General features: G+C 42.1%; 25 protein-coding genes. 18 read left to right on the forward strand and 7 right to left on the reverse strand.

From position 1 onward, the window contains the following. Positions 1 to 38 precede the first annotated feature (38 nt). Positions 39 to 959, reverse strand: coding sequence for a DMT family transporter (locus M1F17_RS08215; protein ID WP_144141286.1), 921 nt, complete (start codon positions 957 to 959; stop codon positions 39 to 41). 101 nt (positions 960 to 1,060) lie between these two features. Between M1F17_RS08215 and M1F17_RS08220 the strand changes: the two genes are divergently transcribed. The 12 genes from M1F17_RS08220 (at position 1,061) to M1F17_RS08275 (ending at position 12,844) form a co-directional block, all read left to right on the forward strand. Further along, positions 1,061 to 1,873 (forward strand): helix-turn-helix transcriptional regulator, encoded by an 813-nt coding sequence (locus tag M1F17_RS08220; RefSeq protein ID WP_004257268.1) that lies wholly within the window; start codon positions 1,061 to 1,063, stop codon positions 1,871 to 1,873. Between the two features lie 86 nt (positions 1,874 to 1,959). Then, on the forward strand, positions 1,960 to 3,096 hold the full coding sequence (gene pdxB / locus M1F17_RS08225) for a 4-phosphoerythronate dehydrogenase PdxB (protein ID WP_164455496.1): 1,137 nt from the start codon (positions 1,960 to 1,962) through the stop codon (positions 3,094 to 3,096). 76 nt (positions 3,097 to 3,172) lie between these two features. Further along, positions 3,173 to 4,183: an aspartate-semialdehyde dehydrogenase gene (locus tag M1F17_RS08230; protein WP_094962681.1), complete on the forward strand. Its 1,011-nt coding sequence runs from the start codon at positions 3,173 to 3,175 to the stop codon at positions 4,181 to 4,183. Then, a complete protein-coding gene (gene truA, locus M1F17_RS08235; protein ID WP_094962680.1) occupies positions 4,183 to 4,998 on the forward strand; it encodes a tRNA pseudouridine(38-40) synthase TruA in 816 nt (271 codons plus the stop codon). The genes M1F17_RS08230 and truA overlap by 1 nt, the downstream gene beginning before the upstream one ends. 65 nt (positions 4,999 to 5,063) lie before the next feature. Beyond that, a complete protein-coding gene (locus tag M1F17_RS08240) occupies positions 5,064 to 5,750 on the forward strand; it encodes a DedA family protein (protein ID WP_094962679.1) in 687 nt (228 codons plus the stop codon). 117 nt (positions 5,751 to 5,867) lie between these two features. Then, positions 5,868 to 6,839 carry an acetyl-CoA carboxylase, carboxyltransferase subunit beta gene (gene accD / locus M1F17_RS08245; RefSeq protein ID WP_004257287.1) on the forward strand — a complete coding sequence of 324 codons (972 nt, stop codon included), beginning with the start codon at positions 5,868 to 5,870 and terminating at the stop codon, positions 6,837 to 6,839. Next, complete coding sequence (gene folC / locus M1F17_RS08250; protein WP_094962678.1) at positions 6,829 to 8,118, forward strand: bifunctional tetrahydrofolate synthase/dihydrofolate synthase; 1,290 nt, start codon at positions 6,829 to 6,831, stop codon at positions 8,116 to 8,118. The genes accD and folC overlap by 11 nt, the downstream gene beginning before the upstream one ends. A gap of 5 nt (positions 8,119 to 8,123) precedes the next feature. Beyond that, complete coding sequence (gene dedD, locus M1F17_RS08255) at positions 8,124 to 8,765, forward strand: cell division protein DedD (RefSeq protein ID WP_036957975.1); 642 nt, start codon at positions 8,124 to 8,126, stop codon at positions 8,763 to 8,765. 179 nt (positions 8,766 to 8,944) lie between these two features. Further along, positions 8,945 to 9,448, forward strand: a complete 504-nt coding sequence (cvpA, locus tag M1F17_RS08260) for a colicin V production protein (RefSeq protein WP_004257304.1) — start codon at positions 8,945 to 8,947, stop codon at positions 9,446 to 9,448. 14 nt (positions 9,449 to 9,462) lie between these two features. Beyond that, a complete protein-coding gene (purF, locus tag M1F17_RS08265) occupies positions 9,463 to 10,980 on the forward strand; it encodes an amidophosphoribosyltransferase (RefSeq protein ID WP_004257307.1) in 1,518 nt (505 codons plus the stop codon). Between the two features lie 292 nt (positions 10,981 to 11,272). Further along, positions 11,273 to 12,097: a YwqG family protein gene (locus M1F17_RS08270; protein ID WP_206277490.1), complete on the forward strand. Its 825-nt coding sequence runs from the start codon at positions 11,273 to 11,275 to the stop codon at positions 12,095 to 12,097. 174 nt (positions 12,098 to 12,271) lie between these two features. Further along, positions 12,272 to 12,844: a UbiX family flavin prenyltransferase gene (locus M1F17_RS08275; protein ID WP_164455498.1), complete on the forward strand. Its 573-nt coding sequence runs from the start codon at positions 12,272 to 12,274 to the stop codon at positions 12,842 to 12,844. A 3-nt stretch (positions 12,845 to 12,847) separates the two neighbouring features. Here the strand turns inward: M1F17_RS08275 and M1F17_RS08280 are convergent, their stop codons facing one another. After that, entirely contained in the window at positions 12,848 to 13,759 is a 912-nt protein-coding gene (locus tag M1F17_RS08280) for a TIGR01777 family oxidoreductase (protein WP_036958181.1), read from the reverse strand. A gap of 380 nt (positions 13,760 to 14,139) precedes the next feature. On the opposite strand from M1F17_RS08280, the gene yfcD reads away from it, so the two are divergent. The 4 genes from yfcD (at position 14,140) to M1F17_RS08300 (ending at position 17,812) form a co-directional block, all read left to right on the forward strand. Then, positions 14,140 to 14,682, forward strand: coding sequence for an NUDIX hydrolase YfcD (yfcD, locus tag M1F17_RS08285; protein ID WP_318837356.1), 543 nt, complete (start codon positions 14,140 to 14,142; stop codon positions 14,680 to 14,682). Between the two features lie 238 nt (positions 14,683 to 14,920). Further along, positions 14,921 to 16,165: a M24 family metallopeptidase gene (locus M1F17_RS08290; protein WP_164455500.1), complete on the forward strand. Its 1,245-nt coding sequence runs from the start codon at positions 14,921 to 14,923 to the stop codon at positions 16,163 to 16,165. A gap of 10 nt (positions 16,166 to 16,175) precedes the next feature. Then, positions 16,176 to 16,373 carry a DUF3311 domain-containing protein gene (locus M1F17_RS08295; RefSeq protein ID WP_004257337.1) on the forward strand — a complete coding sequence of 66 codons (198 nt, stop codon included), beginning with the start codon at positions 16,176 to 16,178 and terminating at the stop codon, positions 16,371 to 16,373. Continuing rightward, complete coding sequence (locus tag M1F17_RS08300; RefSeq protein ID WP_096864934.1) at positions 16,370 to 17,812, forward strand: sodium:solute symporter family protein; 1,443 nt, start codon at positions 16,370 to 16,372, stop codon at positions 17,810 to 17,812. Before M1F17_RS08295 ends, M1F17_RS08300 begins: the two co-directional genes overlap by 4 nt. 62 nt (positions 17,813 to 17,874) lie before the next feature. Here M1F17_RS08300 and pta read toward each other — a convergent pair whose 3' ends face one another. Continuing rightward, complete coding sequence (pta, locus tag M1F17_RS08305; protein WP_153673987.1) at positions 17,875 to 20,004, reverse strand: phosphate acetyltransferase; 2,130 nt, start codon at positions 20,002 to 20,004, stop codon at positions 17,875 to 17,877. Positions 20,005 to 20,091: 87 nt separating this feature from the next. Continuing rightward, on the reverse strand, positions 20,092 to 21,294 hold the full coding sequence (ackA, locus tag M1F17_RS08310; protein ID WP_004257349.1) for an acetate kinase: 1,203 nt from the start codon (positions 21,292 to 21,294) through the stop codon (positions 20,092 to 20,094). Positions 21,295 to 21,887: 593 nt separating this feature from the next. Here ackA and yfbV point away from each other — a divergent pair. Beyond that, positions 21,888 to 22,343: a terminus macrodomain insulation protein YfbV gene (yfbV, locus tag M1F17_RS08315; protein WP_004257353.1), complete on the forward strand. Its 456-nt coding sequence runs from the start codon at positions 21,888 to 21,890 to the stop codon at positions 22,341 to 22,343. A 139-nt stretch (positions 22,344 to 22,482) separates the two neighbouring features. Continuing rightward, positions 22,483 to 22,977 (forward strand): YfbU family protein, encoded by a 495-nt coding sequence (locus M1F17_RS08320; RefSeq protein WP_004257356.1) that lies wholly within the window; start codon positions 22,483 to 22,485, stop codon positions 22,975 to 22,977. A 201-nt stretch (positions 22,978 to 23,178) separates the two neighbouring features. Here M1F17_RS08320 and M1F17_RS08325 read toward each other — a convergent pair whose 3' ends face one another. The 3 genes from M1F17_RS08325 to M1F17_RS08335 form a co-directional block, all read right to left on the reverse strand. Beyond that, positions 23,179 to 23,448 carry a PAAR domain-containing protein gene (locus tag M1F17_RS08325; RefSeq protein WP_164455502.1) on the reverse strand — a complete coding sequence of 90 codons (270 nt, stop codon included), beginning with the start codon at positions 23,446 to 23,448 and terminating at the stop codon, positions 23,179 to 23,181. 99 nt (positions 23,449 to 23,547) lie between these two features. Then, entirely contained in the window at positions 23,548 to 24,030 is a 483-nt protein-coding gene (locus tag M1F17_RS08330) for a hypothetical protein (RefSeq protein WP_036957978.1), read from the reverse strand. Between the two features lie 108 nt (positions 24,031 to 24,138). Beyond that, entirely contained in the window at positions 24,139 to 24,540 is a 402-nt protein-coding gene (locus M1F17_RS08335) for a hypothetical protein (protein WP_004257363.1), read from the reverse strand.

A 24,540-nucleotide genomic window follows, 5' to 3' on the forward strand; every position in this document is an offset into this window, starting at 1 on the left:
AGTGACGACATTGCATTTATTGCTTTTGTAATTCTATTCTACTGGCAAGAATCTTCTTGAACCACCTTTTTTTCACGGCGGAATAATTCTGTCAGTGGTGTACGTAATTGTTGCGCTAACATTACCCCGAGTAATACCACACCACCACCGATTAAATGGTAGCTTTCAAGTTCTTCACCCAAGGCGAAAATAGCGATAATGGCAGTGAAAACGGGAGCTAGGTTCATAAAAATAGAGGTTGTATTCGCACCAAGGCGCATAACACCTTGGATCCACAATGCAGGAGCAACAATGGAGGCGGCAATCCCCGCAAATACCACTAAACCGATATTTTGGCTGTTCAGAGAGACATCTTCAGCTAGCAAGAAATTAGGGAGTAGCATGATAACGCCAAAGAAAACCTGAACGTATAGCGAGTCCCAGCTAGATAATTGGATTGACCAACGCTTAGTCAGAACACCGTACAGGGCGTATGCAGCGGACGCAACCAACATCATGGCTTCCCCTTGACCTAAGCCTTGAGAAAATAACGCACTTGGGCTTCCTTGGCTCACTAACCATACTAATCCACATAATGAAAGAATTGAGCCTAATATAATCCCCACAGTAGGAATAACGCGTAGCACAAAGATACTAATAATTACTGTTAGTAATGGGATCATTGAATTCATAATTCCCATAAAGGTCGCACTTACACTGTGAGCCGCATAATAAGCTAAACTTTGGTATAGCATCATCCCTAGCGCGCCTAAAATGGCGAGTTGCCACCAATGTTTCATAACCGTTTTAAAGTTTCGGAGCACCGAACGTAATACGAAAGGAGTCATGACAAGAAATGCCAACGCCCAACGGTAAAATGAGATTGCCGCAGGGTCAATGGCAGTGGATGCCGCTTTGTTAACAATGGCATTAATTGACCATAATAAAACCGCAATCAGCGGAAAAAGAAGATTCTTCATTAAAACATTCTCCCATATTGAATGGGCGCTAGTATACATCTGTCCGATTTTTTATATATACTGATAACCAGACAACCGATAACGCTTTTCAGACAGGAACCATGGAAAACTTAAAATCAGACATTTGGCAAATCAGTGAATGTAATATCGCAGAGCCTGAATTGGTGGCTTTTCGGCACGAGCAAACCGCTGCCCTCACTGAGTATAAATCCCATTCACACCCTTTTGGGCAAATGCTGTATGTGGTCTGTGGCATTATGGAAATGGAGGTGGCTGGTCAACATTATCTAGCGCCGCCAGAGTTTTGCATTTGGATCCCAGCGAACATTCCCCATGCTAGCTTTAATAAAGAAAGTGTCAAATTTCGGATCATCGATTTTTCTCATGAATATAACCAAGTGCTTGCCCAGCGGCCTTGTGTGATTAAGCTTAGCCCTATATTTCAATCAATTATGACGGATATGTACCAACGCGGTATTGTTCAGCCTGAAACAGAGCAAGACTTACGTTTGGCTCATGTGCTGATTGACCAATTTCCATTGTCCCCTTGCCAAGATACTTATTTGCCTATTTCAAAAGACAAATTTCTTGCCCCAATCTTATTAGAGTTACAAAGCGACCCAGCCGATAACACGACGTTAGCACAATGGGCAAAACGCTATTATACATCGGAACGCACGTTATCAAGACGCTGCCAGCAAGAATTAGGTATGTCGTTTAGTGAATGGCGTCAACGCTTGCGATACTTACATGCCGTTGCCGGGTTAGAAAAGGGGAAAAGTGTCCATGAAGTCGCATTGGATGTTGGGTATAGCTCGGCATCCGCCTTTATTGCGATGTTCCAGCAGATATCAGGTGTCACACCAGACCGTTTTCGAGCGAAAGAATTTGACGTAGAAGGCAACCTCTCATAGGCATCTGTCTTAAACCGTGGCAAAATATTGTTCCACTTATCTATATAACGACACAATACAAAAAAGTTATTGATTGGGACAACAGCGTGAAAATTTTAGTCGATGAGAATATGCCATATGCTCAAACTTTATTTAGCGAGCTTGGTGAAGTGAAAGCAGTACCGGGACGTCCTATACCAGAACAAGAATTAATTGATGCAGATGCATTAATGGTGCGTTCTATCACTAAGGTTAATGAATCACTGCTTGGTAATACGCCAGTTAAATTCGTTGGAACCGCGACAGCCGGTTTTGACCATATTGATACCGAGTGGTTATCGGCGGTAAATATTGGTTTTTCATCAGCGCCGGGTTGTAATGCGATAGCGGTTGTTGAATATGTTATTTCTTCACTATTATTACTAGCGGAACGTGATAACTTTGATTTGCGTGATAAAACAGTAGGGATCATAGGTGTCGGTAATGTCGGAGGGCGTTTAGCTGCAAGGTTATCGGCTTGGGGAGTCAAAACATTACTCTGCGATCCGCCACGTGCAGCCAAGGGGGATGACGAGTCATTCGTTTCTTTTGATGATATCCTTGAACACGCTGATGTCATTACCTTTCATACTCCGCTGAATATGTCAGGGGAATATAAAACTTTCCATTTAATGGATGAAACGCATTTAGAAAAATTGCGCGATGGTACCATTTTAATTAACGCAAGTCGGGGTGAGGTGGTTGATAATAAAGCCTTATTATCCGTGCTTAACCGCGGAAAAAAACTGAGCGTTATCTTAGATGTGTGGGAGCCAGAGCCTGATTTAGATACGGCACTTTTAGCATTAGTGGATATTGGCACGCCGCATATTGCAGGCTATACGCTAGAAGGTAAAGCCCGAGGAACGACGCAAGTTTATGAAGCTTACTGCCAGTTTCTCGGCAAATCGTCACAAGTTTCTCTTTCATCATTACTGCCTAAGCCAGATATCAATCAATTGACTTTCAATGGTAAATTAACGCAAAACCAGCTCAAAAGGTTAGTACATCTCGTGTATGATGTGCGCCGAGATGATGCAATGTTAAGAGCCGTTGCAGGGGTAAAAGGTGAATTTGATAAGCTGCGCAAAAATTATCAAGAGCGTCGTGAATGGTCATCCCTTGAAATTATTTGTGATGATGAACAAACGGCATCAAAACTCAATGAGCTTGGTTTTACAGCAAGTTTAGTTTGCACAAAATAGATTAGTTAAAATGAACACCTGATTAAATAACACCGATTGGTGTTATTTAATTTTTTTATTTTTTAGAGGAATAGCCATGACTGAAGGTTGGAATATTGCAGTATTAGGCGCAACCGGTGCTGTAGGTGAAGCTATTATTTCACTGTTACAAGAAAGAGAATTCCCAGTCGGCGAATTATATTTACTTGCCAGTGAGCGTAGTGCAGGGGAGAGCGTACGCTTTAATGGTAAAAGTATTCAAGTTGAAAATGTGACCGACTTTGATTGGTCACAGGCACAAATTGCCTTTTTTGCAGCCAATGAAGGTGTCAGCCTACAATATGCCGAATTAGCGGCACAAGAAGGGTGCATTGTCATCGATACGAGTGGCGTATTTGCTCAAGAACCGGATGTGCCACTGGTTGTTCCGAATGTGAATCCGCAAGTCTTAGCCGATTACCGCAACCGTAATATTATTTCATTGGCGGACAGCTCTGTGAGTCAATTATTAACGGCAATTAAACCGCTGGTGGATGCGGCAGGGGTGGGGCGTATTACTTTAACAAATATGTTGTCGGTTTCTAGTTATGGTAAAGCCGCCGTAGACGAGTTGGCAGGGCAAAGTGCGCGTTTATTAAATGGTATCCCTGCGGAAGAAGGCCGTTTTAGTAAGCAATTAGCGTTCAATATGTTGCCATTACTGGCGGATACGGAAGGCAGTGTCGTTCACGAACGTCGTTTGGTTGAGCAAGTGCGTAAGGTGCTGCAAGATGATGGCTTGCCAGTGGCGGTGAGTTTTATTCAATCTCCTGTTTTTTATGGGAATGCGCAAGTCGTTCATTTAGAAACTTTGCGCCCAATGAGTGCAGAAGAAGCGAACGAAGAACTTGAACGTTTTGAAGATATTCAGGTCTCAGAAGAGGGTGATTATCCTACACAGGTGACTGAAGCGTCAGGTAATGACCAATTAAGCATTGGTTGTGTACGTAATGACTATGGCATACCTGAAGTTTTACAATTTTGGTCAGTGGCTGATAACGTGCGTTTCGGTGGGGCACTGATGGCGGTAGAAACAGCAGAAAAACTGGCTCAGGAGCTGTTTTACTAATGTCTGAGCCTACACAGTTGTATCGAATCGCATTAGGTATTGAATACAACGGCAGTCGTTATTTTGGTTGGCAGCGTCAGCAAGAAGTGAAAAGTGTTCAAGGTTGTTTAGAAGAAGCCTTGTCAAAAATTGCAGCGGAGCCAATTAGCGTGTTTTGCGCAGGGCGCACAGATGCAGGCGTTCATGCTACAGGGCAAGTGGTGCATTTCGAAACCTCTGCCATCCGCAAAGAAGCGGCTTGGACTATGGGGGCGAATACGCATTTGCCCCCTGATATTGCTGTCCGCTGGTGTAAACCGGTGGCCGAGGAGTTTCATGCACGCTTTAGTGCAACTGCGCGTCGATATCGCTACGTGATTTTTAATCACCGTTATCGGCCAGCAATTTTATCGAGTGGCGTAACGCACTTTCATTATCCACTCGATGAAAAAAGAATGCATGAAGCGGCACAGGCGCTATTGGGTGAACGTGATTTTACCTCATTCAGAGCAGTCCAGTGTCAGTCAAAGTCGCCATGGCGTAATGTGATGCATGTGAATGTCAGTCGCCACGGTCATTATGTGGTGGTAGACATCAAAGCCAATGCGTTTGTTCACCATATGGTGAGAAATATAGTCGGAAGTCTGTTGGAGATTGGTTGTGGCAATCAAAACATTGATTGGATGGCGCATCTTCTTGAGTTAAAAGACCGTACCAAGGCAGCTGCAACCGCAAAAGCGGAAGGGTTGTATTTAGTGAGTGTCGATTACCCAGAGAAATTTGAGTTACCTCAGAATGTGATGGGGCCGCTTTTTCTGGCAGATGAACTGATGTAAAGCGAATTTTTATTTATCTCATAATTTTTGTAAATAGCATGGATGCTATTATCAATGAGGATTTTATGGAATTTATCACTTTTATTATCGACTTTATTTTACACATCGATGTCCATCTTGCTGAACTGGTCAGAGATTATGGTACATGGGTCTATGGTATCCTATTTCTGATCCTATTTTGTGAAACAGGGTTAGTGGTCACACCATTTTTACCTGGAGATTCGTTATTATTCGTTGCGGGTGCGATTTCGTCATTAGACAGTAATGACCTGAATGTCCATTTAATGGTCGCTTTAATGATTACGGCAGCGATTATTGGTGATGCTGTAAACTACGCAATTGGGCGTATTTTTGGTGAGAAATTATTCAGAAATCCAGACTCGAAGATTTTTCGTCGTGTTTATTTAGATAAAACTCATGCTTTTTATGAAAAACATGGCGGTAAAGCGATTATACTGGCACGCTTTGTGCCGATAGTCAGAACTTTTGCACCATTCGTTGCAGGAATGGGGAAAATGTCTTATCGTCACTTTGCTTTTTATAATGTGACGGGCGCGTTTATTTGGGTATTATTATTCACTTATGCGGGTTATTTCTTTGGTGAATTACCGTTCGTACAAAAGAATTTGAAATTACTGATAGTCGCGATTATCTTTGTTTCAATTCTTCCGGGTGTTGTTGAAATTATTCGTCATCGTCGAATAGCTGCGAAAGAAAAGCGTGCGGCAGCGCAAAAAATCGATAACCACTAAGCGGTTTAGTAAGGTGGTTTAACAAGTTTTTATCTACAGTGAGATATCATTGTGGTTTAATGGCAAAAAATTACATACTGGTGATAACCAGAGTGAATCAGACAAAAAGGTCCATTAATGAGCTGGATTGAAAAAATTTTAAAGAAAGGTAACTTGACCCAATCACACAAAGCCAATATCCCTGAAGGGGTTTGGACCAAATGCGATAGCTGCGGGCAAGTATTATATGGTGCTGAATTAGAGCGTAATTTATCCGTGTGTCCAAAATGTGACCACCATATGCGAATTCACGCACGTCAGCGCTTAGAAACCTTCCTTGATGAAAACTCAACAACGGAATTGGGCAGTGAACTTGAGCCAAAAGATATTCTTAAGTTCAAAGATTCAAAAAAATATAAAGACCGTATTGCTGCTGCGCAAAAAGAAACAGGTGAAAAAGACGCGATCATCGTGATGAAAGGCACGTTGAAAGGTATGCCTGTGGTGGCTGCGGCGTTTGAGTTCGCTTTTATGGGCGGTTCAATGGCCTCTGTTGTTGGCGCGCGTTTCGTGCGTGCAGTGGAGCAAGCTCTGGAAGATAACTGCCCGTTGGTTTGTTTCTCTTCAAGTGGCGGTGCGCGTATGCAAGAAGCGCTGTTATCATTGATGCAGATGGCAAAAACCAGTGCAGCTTTGGCAAAATTGCAAGAACGTGGTTTACCTTACATCTCTGTATTGACCGACCCAACCATGGGTGGGGTGTCTGCAAGTTTAGCGATGTTAGGGGATATTAATGTGGCAGAGCCGAAAGCATTAATTGGTTTCGCAGGGCCACGCGTTATCGAACAAACTGTTCGCGAAAAGTTACCGCAAGGTTTCCAACGCAGTGAATTCTTACTTGAGAAAGGCGCGATTGATATGATAGTTCGCCGCCCTGAGATGCGTGATCGCTTAGCTGAAGTGTTAGCGATGTTAACCAATAAACCAAGCTTTAATGACACGCCTATCATCGTAGCGGAAACGGTTGAAATCGACATTAACGCCGTTGATGAACTTGATGCCCAAGAGCCAAAAAAGGATTCTGAAAAGCATAAAAAAGATGATGAGTAATCTAATCATTCCTAATGCCAAGTCTCCATTGGAGGCTTGGCTTTCTTATCTCACCGACTTACATAGTCAAAATATTGATATGGGGTTGGAGCGAGTCGGTCAAGTTGCTAGGAAGATGAACCTAACGCAACCTGCACCTAAAGTTATCACTGTCACTGGGACCAACGGAAAAGGGACAACTTGCCATACGCTAGAGTCTATTTTTATGGCATCTGGGTTAAAAGTTGGGGTTTACAGTTCACCGCACCTTATTCGTTATACCGAACGCGTTCGTATTCAAGGCCAAGAGCTCCCTGAGTCTGATTTCTGTGAAGTATTTGCCACAATTGAAGCACAACGTGCAGATATTTCGCTCACCTATTTTGAATACGGCACCTTGGCGGCGTTACAATTATTTAAGCAAGCTAAACTCGATATTGTGATTTTAGAAGTCGGTTTAGGCGGTCGGTTAGATGCGACCAATGTCGTTGATGCGGATATTGCGGCGATCACCAGTATTGCCTTAGACCATACAGATTGGTTAGGTGCAGACCGTGAACATATTGGTTATGAAAAAGCCGGTATTTTCCGCAAAGGTCACTATGGAGTGGTCGGTGAACCGGACATGCCAGCTTCAATTGCCCAAGTGGCTGAGCAGCTAGGTACACAGCTATTTCGCCGTGGTACGGATTGGCAATACAGTGAGCAAGCAAATAGCTGGTCATGGAAAAGTTCACAGCGTGAATGGCATGATTTACCGTTACCCAATGTACCTTTAGCGAACGCAGCAACAGCGCTGGGTGTGGTGAGTTGCCTATTGGAAATTGATGCTGATATTGCCCAAAAAGTGACTGAGTCCGCTATTCATCAAGGTTTGAAATCTGCTCAATTACCGGGGCGCTTCCAAATTATTGGTGAAAAACCGTTAATGATATTGGATGTAGCGCATAACCCCCATGCCGCAGGGTACTTAGTCAGTAAATTAGCGGCCTTACCGGAAACTAAAAACCGTCGCATTCTCGCGGTGGTAGGGATGCTAGGCGATAAAGATATCAAAGGGACGCTTGAGTGCTTATCACAACAAGTCACCGACTGGTACCTTGCGCCATTAACTGAGTTTAGGGGAGCAGATGTGGCCCAACTTAGTCAATATTTACCCACAGCTAACCAGTTTGAAAGCGTAGAAAAAGCGTGGCAGCAAGCTTGCGTCGATGCTAATGAGCAAGATGTGATTGTGGTGTGCGGGTCATTTCATACCGTCGCTCACGTTATGATGTTATTGGAAAATCAAGAAGGATAGTGCCGGTGGCTAGTAAATTTCAGAATCGACTTGCTGGCGCCATTGTGCTTGTTGCAGTGGGGGTCATTGTGCTTCCTGCTCTGCTTGATGGCGATAAGAAATACAATGAAAATGAATTTGCGGCCATTCCTATTATCCCTAAACCAGGTGATGAAGAAGACATTGAGGCAATAGCGCCTATTGTAAGTACGACAACAACAGCTTCTTCAGAAGGGGCTTCTGAAGCCATGTTATCAGAAGCGATTACGCAGCAGCAAAACGAACAGGTTGAAACACGGCCATCGACGACAACTCCCGCACCAAGCGTAGTTGAACCCACAAAGCCAGAACCGAAGCCTGAGCCTAAAGTTGAGCCGAAGCCACAACCGAAACCTGAACCTAAGCCCGAGCCGAAATCTCAGCCACAAGGCAAAGCATTTGTGGTGCAAGTCATCGCATTGAACAATGCGAGTAAAGTTGAGGAGATAGTCGCACAGCTCAGGTTGTCTGGTTACCAAGTTTATACTGTTCCTGCAAAACCAGTGAATAATAAACTCACGCGGATTTACGTAGGGCCTGAGGCCTCAAGGCAAAGGCTAGAAGCGGCTTTACCAGAACTGAATAGGATTACGGGAACAAAAGGGATAATTCAAAGCTATAAACCTTAAAATAGAATTTAAATAATCCCTAAAAGGTAAGGGGATTTAGTAACTTACTGCGGCGATTATGATTTTTTCTTTTCGCCGCTATTTTTTTTAATTTGATAGAAAAATGGTTACGCAAACGTTTTCGTTTTCTGTTAGAATGCACTTCGCTGATGTCGCGAGTGCGAATTTTGGAATGGAATATGGTCTGGATAGATTACACAATTATCGCCATTATTGGCTTCTCGGCATTAGTTAGCTTGATCCGTGGGTTTGTACGAGAGGCGCTCTCACTGGTTACATGGGGCTGTGCTTTTTTTGTTGCAAGTACGTTTTATCCTTATTTAGCTGACTATTTTACTCGCTTTGAGGATGTGCTGGTTAGAAATGGCATTGCTATCGCCGCACTGTTTATTGCCACTTTGATTGTTGGCGCAGTCGTAAACTATGTGATTAGCTCATTAGTACAAAAAACGGGGTTGTCAGGCACAGATCGTGTTCTGGGGATCTGCTTCGGTGCGTTGCGTGGTGTATTGATTGTTTCGGCATTGCTGTTTTTTCTCGATACCTTTACACCATTACCTCAAAGTGAGGACTGGCAGCGTTCGGAACTTATTCCGCAGTTCAGTCATATAATCAGGTGGTTTTTTGACTACCTGCAAAATGCGTCAAGTTTCCTACCGGAGAACATTTCTCCGTCTGGCTGATGAGGAAAGACTAAATGTGCGGTATTGTCGGTATCGCCGGTGTTACACCGGTAAACCAATCAATTTATGATGCTCTCACGGTGCTTCAGCATCGTGGGCAAGATGCAGCAGGTATTGCCACTATTGATGGCAAAAACAACATTCGTTTACGCAAAGCAAATGGCCTTGTTAAAGATGTGTTTGAAACACGTCATATGCTGAGATTACAGGGCTGCATGGGGTTAGGGCACGTCCGTTACCCAACGGCAGGTAGCTCAAGTGCTTCCGAGGCGCAACCTTTCTACGTAAACTCACCTTTTGGTATTACACTTGCGCATAATGGTAATCTGACAAACGCTCATGAACTCACTCGGAGTTTATTTGAAACAGCGCGCCGCCATGTTAACACCACTTCTGATTCTGAAATATTACTGAACGTATTAGCCCATGAGCTGGATAGGTTTGATCATTTCCCTCTCGAGCCAGACAATGTTTTCAGTGCTGTGTCCGCGATGCACAAAAAATTACGCGGTGCGTATGCTTGTGTGGCATTAATTATTGGCCATGGCATGTTAGCCTTCCGTGATCCTCACGGTATTCGTCCGTTAGTATTAGGGCGCCGCATTACTGAAAGTGGTGAACATGAATATATGGTCGCTTCTGAAAGTGTTGCGCTTGATACTTTAGGTTTCGAGTTTTTACGCGATGTGGCGCCTGGCGAAGCGGTATATGTGACAGAAAAAGGCCAATTATTTACACGCCAATGTTCTGATAACCCACAATTAACCCCATGTATTTTTGAGTATGTCTATTTTGCTCGCCAAGACTCTTTTATTGATAAAGTGTCTGTGTATAACGCAAGGTTACGTATGGGGCAAAAACTGGGCGCTAAAATTGCTCGCGAATGGGAAGACTTAAACATCGATGTGGTAATTCCTATTCCAGAAACATCGTGTGATATCGCCTTAGAAATCGCGCATATTCTTGATAAACCGTACCGCCAAGGTTTCGTGAAAAACCGCTATGTAGGCCGTACATTTATCATGCCGGGTCAGCAAGAACGTCGTAAATCGGTGCGCCGTAAGCTTAATGCGAACCGTGCGGAGTTTCGTGATAAAAACGTCTTACTTATTGACGACTCCATTGTACGCGGAACAACATCGGAGCAAATTGTTGAGCTTGCGCGTGAAGCCGGAGCAAAAAATGTTTACTTTGCCTCAGCGGCACCCGAAGTGCGTTTCCCAAACGTATATGGCATTGATATGCCAAATGCAAATGAATTGATTGCACACGGGCGCGAAGTGGATGAAATTCGCAAACTTATCGGCGCAGATGGGCTAATTTTCCAAGATTTAACGGATTTAGTCGACGCGGTGCGTGAAGAAAACCCTGAAATTACAGAATTTGAGTGTTCCGTGTTTGATGGCATTTATGTGACCAAAGATATCGACCAAAGTTATTTAGACTACCTAGAAAACTTACGAAAAGACGATGAGTTAAAGTTGAAGGATCAGAGTGAGGTTGAAGACCTAGAGATTTATAACGAAGGCTAAATTTTCGTCAATTTTCGTCATAGTTTGGGCTACAGCGTTGTTGGCTTCACAAATTCGCCCTAGTCACGTAGTTTTCTATGCTCCTAGGGTCTCTTTGCTAGCCGCCTAGCTGTAACCCTAACTATATAGAAAATCCACAGTGATTCTGATTTTTCCCATCTTTAATCTGTAGCCTAAAATATCAAGAAAACTATGACGTCAAATGAAGGCCTAAGTTACAGTTATATCTGATTTAAAATACATAAAAATCGAGTAAGCTAGAGGGACATTAACTGCCTATTTGGAGCGATATATGGCTGATTTCAACTCCCTCTCTGACGTGATTAAACCTTTCGCAGATAAAATCAAAGCCACGAAAAAACCGCTTGTTGAAATGACGTTAACCCCTATTGAAGACTATGTTTTATGGGATAGTCGTGTTGGGGGAATGCCGTATTTGCCACTAAATGAAAAATACCCGACGAATAGCGAAGGGATGCCACTCAAGTTGCTTGCTCAAATTAATTTTGCACAAATGCCTAAATTAGAAAATTACCCTGAAAAGGGGATTTTACAGTTTTTTATTGGTGGTGATGATTTATATGGGGCTGATTTTGAGCAGCGACAAAAACAAGAAGATTTCCGTATTATTTATTGGGAAGAGGTTATTGAAGATACTCAGCAATTAACCCAAGATTTTTCTGCGGTGATTGCTGCCCATTCTGATGACTACTATACCCCCATAGACCATCAATACAGTATTGAATATACGCCTGCGGAGCAGTACATCAGCATCGATGATTTCCAATTTGGCCAGAAAATATTAGGGGTCGACAACCTCTATGATTATGAAGAGCAATTTGAAGGGGAAGATTTTTACGATGAATGGGTTGAGCCCTACAGTGATACGTTTGAATCAGGGGCACACTGCATCGGCGGCTATCCGTTTTTCACTCAAACCGACCCAAGAGAATACGAAGAAGATATTCAACAATATGAATTGCTTCTACAAATAAATACCGATTATGAAATAGGGATCATGTGGGGAGATATGGGAGTCGGTAATTTCTTTATTCACCCAGATGACCTGAAAAAACGTGATTTTAGTCGTGTGGTGTATAATTGGGATTGCGGCTGACCCAGAAATCCTTTTTGCCTTTTAACCTGTAGCGTTGTTGGCTACAGGCTAAAATAATGAGTGAGTTATTAGTCGCCTATTTAATTAATTTTAATGCTTTCTTTGCATCTGCAACCGTGGCGTATTTCGTATATAATGCTCAATTATCGTTTGCTAGGGTGGTTAGGTAGGGAAATGAAGAAACTTATCATTGGGTTAACTGGCGCGAGTGGGGCTATTTATGGTGTCCGCTTGCTTGAAGTGTTGAAACCGCTCAAAGTTGTAGAAACCCATTTGGTGATGAGTGCGGCCGCCCGTCAAACATTAGCACTTGAAACAACTTACACGGTGAAAGACGTTCAACAGTTAGCCGACCATAACTATGACAGTCGTGATATTGCTGCAGCGATTTCTTCCGGTTCGTTCCGTACTGCTGGGATGGTGATCATGCCCTGCACCATGAAAACGTTATCAGGTATTGTTCACAGTTATACTGATACGTTGGTCACTAGGGCGGCGGACGTAGTGCTTAAAGAAGGTAAAAAATTGGTGTTAGGTGTACGCGAAACGCCATTGCACGTCGGCCATTTACGTTTGATGGTGCAAGCGGCGGAGATGGGAGCCGTGATTATGCCTCCCATGCCTGCGTTTTATCACCAGCCTGAAACTATTCAAGATATTATTGACCAAACAGTTAATCGTATTCTTGATCAGTTTGATATCGAACTGGAACAAGACCTATTTCATCGTTGGCAGGGGGCGAAATAACCCTTACTCATCAGTATGTGGAGTAAGTAAGTCAGTTAGCGCTTCTTTTAACTCGATATGTTCAAATTGAAAGCCTGCCTCTTCTAACCGTTTGGGGATCGCCTGTTGGCCACCCAATACCAGCGCTGCGGATTCCCCCATGATGGCCTTAATCACAAAAGCGGGCGTTCGTACAAATGAAGGGCGATTAATAACTTCACCTAACGTGGCGGAAAATAGGTCATTATGGACTGGATAAGGTGAGGTCATATTAAAGGGGCCAGAAAGCGTTGGGTTATCTAATAAAAAACAAATTGCACGAACCATATCGTTGATATGTATCCACGGCATGTATTGTTTCCCGTCACCAATTGGCCCACCTGCACCCATTTTAAAAATGGGGAGAATTTTGGCAAGTAAACCGCCATTCGCTGATAACACAAGGCCAGTGCGTAATAAACAAACGCGAGTTTTTTCTGACTGAGCATTAGCGGCTAAAGCTTCCCAATGCTGTGTGAGTTGGTGAGTAAATTCATCATGGGGCTGTTCGTCTTCGGTAACGACCGATTGGCCCTGATTGCCATAATAGCCGACAGCAGAGCCCGATAAAAATACCCGGGGAGGGGTTTCACTGGCTGTGATTAACTCACTAAGCTGCTGAGTTAACTTCCAACGGCTATCACACAGTAACTTTTTTTGTTCCTCTGTCCAGCGCTTATCAGCAATAGGTTCGCCTGCTAGGTTAATGACAGCATCGAAGTCATTTAAGTGGGTTTTACCATTGAGAGACGTCCAGCACTCAACAGCCTTGCAAAACTGGCTATAAACTTTTTGTGGAGAGCGGCTTAATACAGTAACCTGATGCTCAAGAGAAATCAGTTTTTGGATTAGTGGTGTTCCGATTAGCCCGGTGCCGCCTGTTATGAGTATTTTCATCGCCATCCCCGTCATATTTCAAACCGCAGCGTTGTTGCCTACGTTCTGTCACCTTAGTCTTAAGGCTGCCATCTCTTGGCGCCTAGCTGCAATTTGAACTATTTAGGGGATATCCCTGAGATCAGTAACAAACTACAGCGTTATGATTTAACTATAGCATTTGTGAACACAATTTGTATGATTTGCTTAGCCTGCCTTTAAAAAATTCGGTTTCATTATCACTGTAATAAGAAGTGCTTTTTATGATGGCAACCAATCACAAATTCAGCTAGGATCATTTTCATAGGTGCGGATCAATGCAGATTGGTATTGTCAGGCATACAATAAGAATCAGTCTAATGATATAAGCCGTTTTAGCTTAAAAATAAAAGGTTTACAGGATGGAACAACAAACCGAAGTTGTTGAATGGGTCGATATTGTTGATGAAGACAATACTGTGATTGCTCAGGCAACACGTAGCCAAATGCGAGCAGAAAACCTACGTCATCGTGCAACTTACATTGTTGTTCATGATGGAATGGGCAAAATATTGGTTCAACGACGCACAGACATTAAAGATTTTCACCCCGGTTTCCTCGATGCAACAGTTGGAGGAGTGGTTACGCAAGGTGAAAACATTCTTGATTCTGCAAAGCGTGAAGCTGAAGAAGAGCTAGGTATTGCTGGCGTTCCTTTTGCTGAACATGGCCATTTTTACTTTGAAGATGCGCATTGTCGTGTATGGGGTGGTTTGTTTAGCTGTGTGAGCCATGGTCCATTTGCTTTACAAGAATCTGAAGTTGTTGAGGTCAGTTGGTTGACCCCTAAAGAGATCAGCGCACGCTGTGACGAATTTACGCCGGATTCACTTAAAGCGCTTTCTTTATGGTTGACTCGGAATAATGAGTTAGAAAAAACCATCACTTGTGCTGAAAACTCATAGTTGATCAGATTAAAATTGTTAAAGGGCTATTTTATTTAGTCCTTTACTTTATTTCTCCCAAAATCAAATCTCTAGCAAAGTTAATTTCAAGCTAATATATAACGATTAGTTATAACAAACTTGCAAGCTAAACGATGTATTCATTTCTACACTAGATATAATGTGACAGATCTTAACATTTATCGTTTGCGATATGATGCACTGCTTGGTGTATACATGACGCTTCGAGAGAATAAAAATGACAATTGATAAACAAGATGCTTTTTTGAAACAACAACACCTTGATAACGTAACCAATAAAGCCCGTGAGATTATGGAGCGTGAAGGAATTGAAGCGTTAATCGCAACCGTGGGTGATAACTTTTATCACTTAACCGGTTTTGCGAGCTTCTTTATGTACACTTTCAGGCAAACAGGTTCGGCGATTGCGGTTATTTTTCGTGATCCTTCTATTCAATCATTGGTTATTATGAATGAATTTGAAGCGGCAAATTTGTCACTTCAAATGCCTAACGCAAGGATTAAAACATTTCCAATTTGGGTGGATGTTGATGACCCTTACAATCCTGAAAATGGCAAAGTGATGAAGGCAAGGCCAATTAATAGCCCAATAGAAACCATTTTCAATTTACTCAAAGAGGCGTTGTCAGAAGCGGGAGTTTATTGTAAACCGGTTGCAATTGAATTAAACCAAATTACACATACAGGTAAAGTATGGTTGGATAAGGTTATTCCTGAATTAAATTTGGTTGATTCTTCGCCGCTATTTAATGAATTACGCATGATTAAAAGCCCGTGGGAAATTGCTCATCTCAGAAAATCAGCACAAATTACAGAGGCTGGTATTGCTGCTGCGAGTAAATTGATCAAAGTCGGCTGTACTTCAGCGGAATTAACCGCCGCTTTTAAAGCGAAAGTGATGGAATACCCAGAGACAAATTATAGCCGCTTCAATTTAATTTCAGTGGGCAGTGATTTTTCACCGAAAATGATCCCTGATGACCAACCTGCAAAAGAAGGGGATTTAATTAAATTTGACTGTGGCGTTGATGTGGCAGGTTATGGTGCTGATATTGCACGGACATTTGTGGTTGGTAAACCGAATGAAAAAGTCGCTGCTATTTATCAAACTATCTTAAAAGGCCATCAATATATGTTAAGTCGAGTTGCGCCCGGCGTGGCATTAAGTGATGTTTTCAATGAAACAATGGCACTCATTCGTTCTTCGGGTTTGCCCCATTATAACCGTGGGCACTTAGGCCATGGGGACGGGGTGTTCGTTGGGCTGGAAGAAGCCCCTTTTGTGAGCGCTGCGACCACAGAAATATTTCGAGCTGGGATGGTAATGAGCTTAGAAACACCTTATTACGGGATTGGTGTTGGCGGTATTATGATTGAAGATATGCTGCTGATTACTGAAGACGGTGTGGAAATGTTAAGTCATTTGCCTCGTGAATTGATTTCTTTCGGGCAAGTGGAATAAGGGGCGGAATATGAAGTGGTATCATTATTTAGTTATTTTCCCAATCCTAGCGTTAACCGTGGGTATCTATTATGCCAACCAAGTAGAGCCTTTTGTTATGGGCTTGCCATTTTTAATGTTCTGGATTGTCTCATGGGTGATTGTTACAGCCTTAGTTATGTTACTAATCAATATATTAGATAATAAAAATACTAAGGAAACATCATGAGCTCCGCGCTAATTATTATTACTGTTTTCTTCCTGTTTAGTATTTATCTTGCTATTCGTGCGAAGAAAGGAAAAACGATGGACCATGAAGGGTGGTCTGTCGGTGGTCGTAGTTATGGCGCACTGTTAGTTTTCTTGCTGAGTGCGGGGGAAATATATACCACGTTTACCTTCCTTGGCGGGAGTGGCTGGGCTTATGGTAAAGGCCCTGCAATTCTATATACCTTGGCAGTCAATGCTTTTATGGGGATCTTTTTATACTGGGTGCACCCAAGGATATGGCGATTTGCAAAAGATAATGATGTCAGAACGATTTCTGAGTTATTTACCAAAAAGTATCAAAGCCCGGGGTTAGGGTTATTAATTAGCTTAATATCTATTGCTGCAATGGTGCCTTTATTTGTTTTACAGCTTAAAGGATTAGGCATTATTGTTTCTCAAGCGTCTTATGGCGCAATTCCAGCAGATATTGCCATTTGGATTGGAATTATCGCAGTGACGTTATTTGTGATGATTTCAGGTATTCATGGCTCAGCTTGGACATCAGCACTAAAAGATTTAATGATTTTAATTGTGGTGGTTTTTATCGGTATTTATATTCCACTTCATTATTACGGTAGTTTTGGGGACATGTTTAAAGCGATAGATACCGCGATGCCAAGCTTTTTAACATTCTCCGAAACGGGGCTAAATATCCCTTGGTATATTTCCACAATATTCTTATCTGTGGTTGCCTATTTCTGTTGGCCGCATTATATGGCCGCAGTGTTTACCGCAAAAGATGAAAAATCACTGAAACGTAATAGTATTCTGATTCCAGCGTACAGTTTGATTATGCTATTCGCATTTTTCGTTGGTTATGCATCCATATTGCAAATTCCACATCTTGAAGGGGCGGCAGTGGATTTATCGCTGTTTGAGATATCTAAGAGCACCTTCTCACCGATTGTGGTTGGTTTTATTGGTGCGGCAGGGATGTTAACCGCATTAGTACCTGGTTCGATGTTGTTGCTAACCACTTCTAATATGTTAGCGGGAGTTGTGCAAAAAGCGATGGGAGTAAGTGAAGAAAAACGCCAGTCTGGTGTGTATGCTCGCTTTATGGTACCTGTCGTTGCGTTGGTCAGCTTGTATTTTATTTTCCACAGTAATGATACCTTAGTGGCTATTATGTTACTCGGGGTCAATATTGTCGCGCAGTTTTTCCCTGCTTTACTGATGAGCTTTAAACAGCAAAACCCAATGACACCTGCGGGTGCTATTTGTGGAATTTCTGCGGGGGTTTTATTCCTTGCGGTAACCTATATAGAGAAAATTTCTTTAGCACAATTGTTCCCTTGGTTAGGAGAAAGTTTGAGCTTTATGAATATCGGTATTGCTGCATTTATTCTGAATATTATTGTTGCGGTAGTGGTTTCATTATTTACGCGTAAAAGATAGTTAAAAATAATCAGGCAATAAAAAAGCGCTCAGTTGAGCGCTTTTTAGCAGAAAGAGATGAATTAAGCGTTTTCGTTTTGTACTGCTTGGATAGCAGTTAACGCAACGGTATACACGATGTCATCAACTAATGCACCGCGTGACAAGTCATTGACTGGTTTACGCATACCTTGCAGCATTGGACCAATAGAGACTAAGTCAGCAGAACGTTGTACGGCTTTATACGTGGTATTACCGGTATTTAAGTCAGGGAAGATAAATACGGTCGCTTTACCTGCAACTGGTGAATTAGGTGCTTTGGACTTAGCAACATCCGCCATAACAGCCGCGTCATATTGTAATGGACCATCGATAATTAAATCAGGGCGTTTTTCTTGTGCTAAACGCGTTGCTTCACGCACTTTCTCAACATCACTACCCGCACCTGAATCGCCTGTAGAGTAAGAAATCATCGCAACACGTGGGTCGATACCGAACGCTTTAGCAGAATCCGCAGATTGGATAGCGATTTCAGATAATTGCTCTGCAGTTGGGTCTGGGTTGATAGCGCAGTCACCGTACACAAATACTTGTTCTGGTAATAACATAAAGAACACAGAAGAAACTAATGAGCTACCCGGTGCTGTTTTAATTAATTGCAACGGTGGACGGATAGTATTTGCCGTCGTATGAACAGCACCAGAAACTAGGCCATCCACTTCGCCTTTCTCTAGCATTAATGTGCCTAATACAACGTTATCTTCTAATTGCTCACGAGCAACAACCTCAGTCATTCCTTTGCTCTTACGTAATTCAACGAGGCGAGCAACGTATTCTTCGCGTACTTTAACTGGGTCAACAATTTCAATACCAGTGCCGAGTTCAATACCTTGTGCGGCAGCAACACGACGAATATCTTCTGGGTTACCTAATAGAACACAAGTTGCAATGCCGCGCTCTGCACAGATAGATGCAGCTTTAACTGTACGCGGTTCGTCGCCTTCAGGAAGAACGATTCGTTTGCCAGCTTTACGTGCTAATTCAGTTAACTGATAACGGAATGCTGGTGGTGATAGGCGGTTAGGGCGTTCTGAGTCAGCAACCAGTGATTCAATCCAATCGCTACTAATATGACGAGCCACATAGTTTTGAATTTTTTCAATACGTTCATGGTCATCAGCTGGGACTTCTAAGCTAAAGCTTTGTAGATTCAGCGATGTTTGCCATGTATTGCTTTTCACCATGAAAACAGGCAGGCCAGTTTCGAAAGCTTGTTCACACAGCTGGCGAATAGGCGCATCGATGTTGTAACCACCCGTTAGTAGAACTGCACCGATTTCAACCCCGTTCATTGCCGCTAGTGAGGCAGAAACTAATACATCAGGGCGATCCGCTGAGGTCACTAATAATGATCCTGGGCGGAAGTGTTCAAGCATGTGTGGAATGCTACGAGCGCAGAAAGTCACTGATTTAACACGACGAGTTTTGATTTCGCCTTCGTTAACAATCTCTGCACCTAAGTGTTTTGCCATGTCAATTGCACGGGTGGCAATTAAATCAAAGTTCCATGGAATGGATGCCAGCACAGGCAGATTCAGCGCAGAAAGTTGCTTAGTATCGAGGTTAGCCACAGTCGCTTTGGTTGAATCATCAAAGATTTCAGATAGGTCAGGGCGAGTACGACCTTGTTCATCAACAGGTGCATTCACCTTATTGATAATAACGCCGATGATATTTTTATTACGTTGGCCGCCAAATTCGTTACGTACTAACTCTAAACGCTCTTGCATTTGTGTGATTGAACTGTTGCCTGGTGCAGTGACGAAAACAATCTCTGCGCCTAATGTTTTGGCAATTTCATAATTTAATGATTGAGCAAATGAATGTTTACGCGTTGGCACTAAACCTTCAATTAAAATCACTTCCGCATTTTTTGTGTGGTCATGATAGCGAGCGACGATTTCTTCCATTAACACATCTTTTTTGGAAGAGGTCAGTAGCGATTCAACGTATTCCATTGTTAGTGGTTCAACAATGGTAGTAATACTTGAATGAGAGCGCAGGACTTCAGTGGTTTGGTCTTTATTGCCAGAGACGCGTGGCTGTGCGATAGGTTTGAAAACGCTTAATTGAACACCTTTTTGTTCCATTGAGCGAACGACACCTAGGCTAACGCTAGTTAAGCCAACGCTGGTGCCAGTAGGTATTAACATAATTGTACGGGACACGGGAACCTCTTTATTTCGGTTACTCTAATGACAAAACGATACCGCCAGCAGGTTGCTGGCGGTAGAAGTTACTTATGCGGTTAAACGCGCAGTATCTTGGGCGATAACCAACTCTTCATTGGTTGCGATAACCAGTGCTGGGCGGCTGTTATCGGTAGTGATTAAACCTTCTTTACCGAAGCGCGCCGCTAAGTTACGTTCGTGGTCATATTCGAAACCAAGGATAGCCAGTTTCTTCAAGGTAATTTCACGAACTTGCGCTGAGTTTTCACCAATACCACCCGTGAAGATGATAGCATCAAGGCGGCCTTCCATCAGAGCACTATATGCACCAACGTATTTCGCTAAACGATGGCAGAAAACATCCATTGCGCGAGTTGCGTCTTCTTTAGTGCCGTAGTTATCTTCAACATAGCGGCAGTCACTTGTTACGCCAGTTAAACCTAATAAACCAGACTCTTTGGTCAGCATTTTGTTGATTTGTTCAACGCTCATACCTAAAGAATCATGTAAATGGAAAATAATTGCAGGGTCGATATCACCACTACGTGTTCCCATTACCAGACCTTCTAATGGCGTTAAACCCATTGAAGTGTCAACGCATTTACCGTTAACAATAGCAGTAACAGAACCACCATTGCCTAGGTGGCAAGTGATAACATTTAGCTCATCAACAGGTTTGTTGAGTTTTTTCGCAGCTTCACGGGAAACATAGTAATGGCTTGTACCGTGCGCACCATAACGGCGAATACTATGCTCTGAATATAATTCGTATGGCAATGCATACAGATAAGCTTCCTGCGGCATGGTCTGATGGAATGCGGTATCAAAGACAGCGACATTTTTGTTGACCAGATGCGGGAAGGATTTTCTTGCTTCTTCAATACCGATGAGATGAGCAGGGTTATGCAATGGCGCGAATGGAATAGCCGCTTCGATGCCTTCAATCACTTCATCTGTGATTAATACAGAAGAGGTAAATTTCTCACCACCATGAACAATACGGTGACCGATGGAGGTGATTTGCTCTGATAGCTCAGGTTTTTCAGCAAGAATAGTGTTAACAATGAAATCCAATGCTTCGCTATGCGCTGCACCAGCACCTAAAGGCGCTTCTTTCTTAGCACCATCCATTTTCCACTTAATACGGGCTTCCGGGAGGTTAAAGCACTCAGCTAATCCAGATAAAAATTCATCGCCATTAGTTGGGTCGATGATGGCGAATTTCAGTGAGGAGCTACCGCAGTTTAGAACCAGTACCAGCTTACTTGACATGGAAATACCTATCGTTAATTGTTGTTGTGAAGCCTTTTAAAAACATGAAAAGACTCAGATATAAAAATATACCGCTAGAGCCTAGCGTATTTATGACCTGAAACATCATGATTGATATCATGTTAAAGGCGAAAAAAATTAAAGATCGTGAGATCTTCAGGGGTTGATAACGCAGGCGCTATTCTTTTCTACAGAAGGTTATAAAAGTAAACCTCTGCACCTAGTGTTGAAATAACGACCAACAACCCCAATATATAACTGTTGTCTATCTTCAGTATCGAAGATGGATAAAGCTAAAAAATAACAAATGCAACAGCAATTCTAAATGTGGCAGATTCTACTAAAATTATTTTATATTTTATACGTTTTTTTTAAAAATAGGGACTTTGATTGATTAAAATCATAAGTGACGTATAAAGTAGTGTTATAGCACAGGGTTACGTTGCTATTAGAATAGCTGATATTTAGTAAATTGACTTAACTTAAGGTAAATGTAATGAAATAATTTCGTTACCTTAAATGTGCTATCATTTTACCATGCGTAATTTATAAATTATTGCCTCAGTTTTTAAGAAGTCGATAGGAAACGTTTCATGAGTACATTGCAAAGTACACCGCCCGGTTTTTTTAAGCGCTTTAGATTAGGTAACCGCTATCTGAAGGCTTTTCCTATGGAGAAAAAACTGTCGCCGATATTCCCCGAAATTCGTATTAACAAGGCGGTACGCTTTGGTATTCGCTTTATGCCGCCCATTGCAATTTTTACATTAGCATGGCAAATCGCGTTAGGTGGGCAATTGGGGCCTGCCATTGCCACGGCACTTTTTGCCTGTAGTTTGCCAATGCAAGGCTTATGGTGGTTAGGAAAACGTGCGGCGACGCCTTTGCCATCCAGCTTGCTAAGCTGGTTTTATGAGATCCGTGATAAATTTACCGAAGCGGGAATTGCGATGGCACCAGTTGAACACCAACCCGATTATATGGCGTTGGCTGACTTGCTAAAACGTGCATTTAACCAGCTAGATCGTTCCTTTATGGAAGATATCTAAGGGATAATTTCTATTAAAAGCTAGATTTAACAATAAGTAATACAAAAATAGTGTTTAGATCAATAAAAGCGATGTTTTCACTGTATATGATTGATGTTGAATGCGAAGATAAGCCATACTTTTTTGTGGGAGAACCCTGATGGAAATGACTAACGCACAACGCTTGATCTTATCTAATCAATATAAAATGATGACCATGCTTGACCCCGATAATGCAGAACGTTATCGCCGACAACAAACCATTATTGAACGTGGTTTCGGTTTACAAATGCGTGAGTTAGACAGAGACTTTGGTCATTTAAGTGAAGATACCTGCCGTACTGTTATTGATATCATGGAAATGTACCATGCGCTGCAAGTCTCTTATAGCAACATGGCTAATAAGGAAGACATTGATGGCCGCCGTGTGCAATTTTTGGGCTTTGATGCGGCAACAGAAGCACGTTATCTGAGCTATGTCCGTTTTATGGTCAACACAGAAGGGCGTTATACCCACTTTGACAGCGGGACGCATGGGTTTAACTCACAAACGCCAATGTGGGAAAAATATAATCGTATGTTAGCGATTTGGCATGCATGTCCAAGGCAGTATCATTTATCAGCAGTGGAGATCTCCCAAATTTTAAATGCCTAATGCTCGTCATTCTTCGCGCTGTAGCTCTGTTGACTGCGTTCGGTGACTCGGGTCACATACATTTGTATGCTCTCCGAGATATCTTCTCTAGTCGCCTAGCTACAGCGTGAATATTTAGAGCATGTTTGCTTGTCATTAGTAAAGCAGCAACACGTGACACTGATATGCGAGCTATATGAGCAAGTTAAAACACATTAACACTTAGCCTACAGCAACAAGCACACAGCCCCCAGAACATCCACAAGCGACTTTGTGACCTTCTAGCGCAACAGGGATACCATTAATCTTCATTAAGCTATCGCCTTCAATGATAGTGCCGGTTTTTTTACATGAAGGACAATAAACAGAGTCGCCCACACAGGCAACTCCTTGGGTTTGCTTGGCGAGAGAAGAAGCCGTCAACACCGTGCCTCCGGTATTCGTCGTATCATTTTTTAAAATGAGTTTTCTGCCGTTCACAAGACTACGCATTGCGTTTTTTCTCCTGATCAAGCTTTGCTAAAAGCTGTTCAAGCTGATACTTAAAATCACCTGTTTTACGTAAAAAATTAGGGTGCTTTTCTGAAAAAGTTAGCAAATACTAAAAATGTCAAAAAAGTGACCTATAAACCAAATGACAAGTAAAACAGCAACAATGCTAGCTACGCCAGCAGCAGCATACAATAGAAGAGAAATAGCGAGAACACTCCCATTTAGCGCTAACGCTATCCTGCCCGATTTTTTGTTTTCATGGCGAATAAATGAAATAGCAGTCAAAATAATGCCAAACACACTGAGCGTTATACTAATTTGTTTGGATAATTCAATTTTATCTAATAAAAGCTGTCGCTGTTCATTGGCAGGATCTACAGTAGGAGCTTGATACGCTTTTCCTTTAATTGCATCGATTGTCGCTTTTTTTATACTACTTACCTTTTCATGAACAATTTGCTCTAACTTAGGTTTGGATTGGACGTATTCACGCTCAAGGCTTTGATTAACAAGTATTACAAGAATGCTAAAAGCTCCAATGATGATGGCAATTAAACTGAATCGATTATAAACCATAGACATAGTCACTAATATTCCCTATTAAATTATCCCCAATATATCGATTGGTAATTGAACATCAAACAATTGCTATTATTTTTTTATTCGTCTCGATATACTTTAATGGCTCTACTATTTTTTATAAATTTCGTTAAGTGAAAGCTCAGTATAATTATCCTTCTCAGATGCCAAATAACTTTCGTTCTTATACATTAAATTCCATACATAGATATAAAAATCCCGAGCGGTTATACCGTCAGGTAAGTCTAATTGAGGTGCTCCAGTATAGTAGCAATCCTTTAGCTCTTTTTCTGAATAGTATGCTATCGCATACTTAAAACTATCCTTGAAACGAATTTGATACTTTAAAGGCAACATATCAATATACGGCTTAAGTATTTTATCAACAATTAAATCAATACTTGAATGATTATTCAAATTCAGTTTCAATAACGCTTCATCTTCATTCGGGCCACCATCAAGTGGAGCCCAAAATCCAGATATATACCATCTACTAATCTTTATCTTTTTCAT

Origin of the sequence: Providencia sp. PROV073 (assembly GCF_033688125.1) — a bacterium.
GTDB classification, from domain to species: Bacteria; Pseudomonadota; Gammaproteobacteria; order Enterobacterales; family Enterobacteriaceae; genus Providencia; species Providencia hangzhouensis.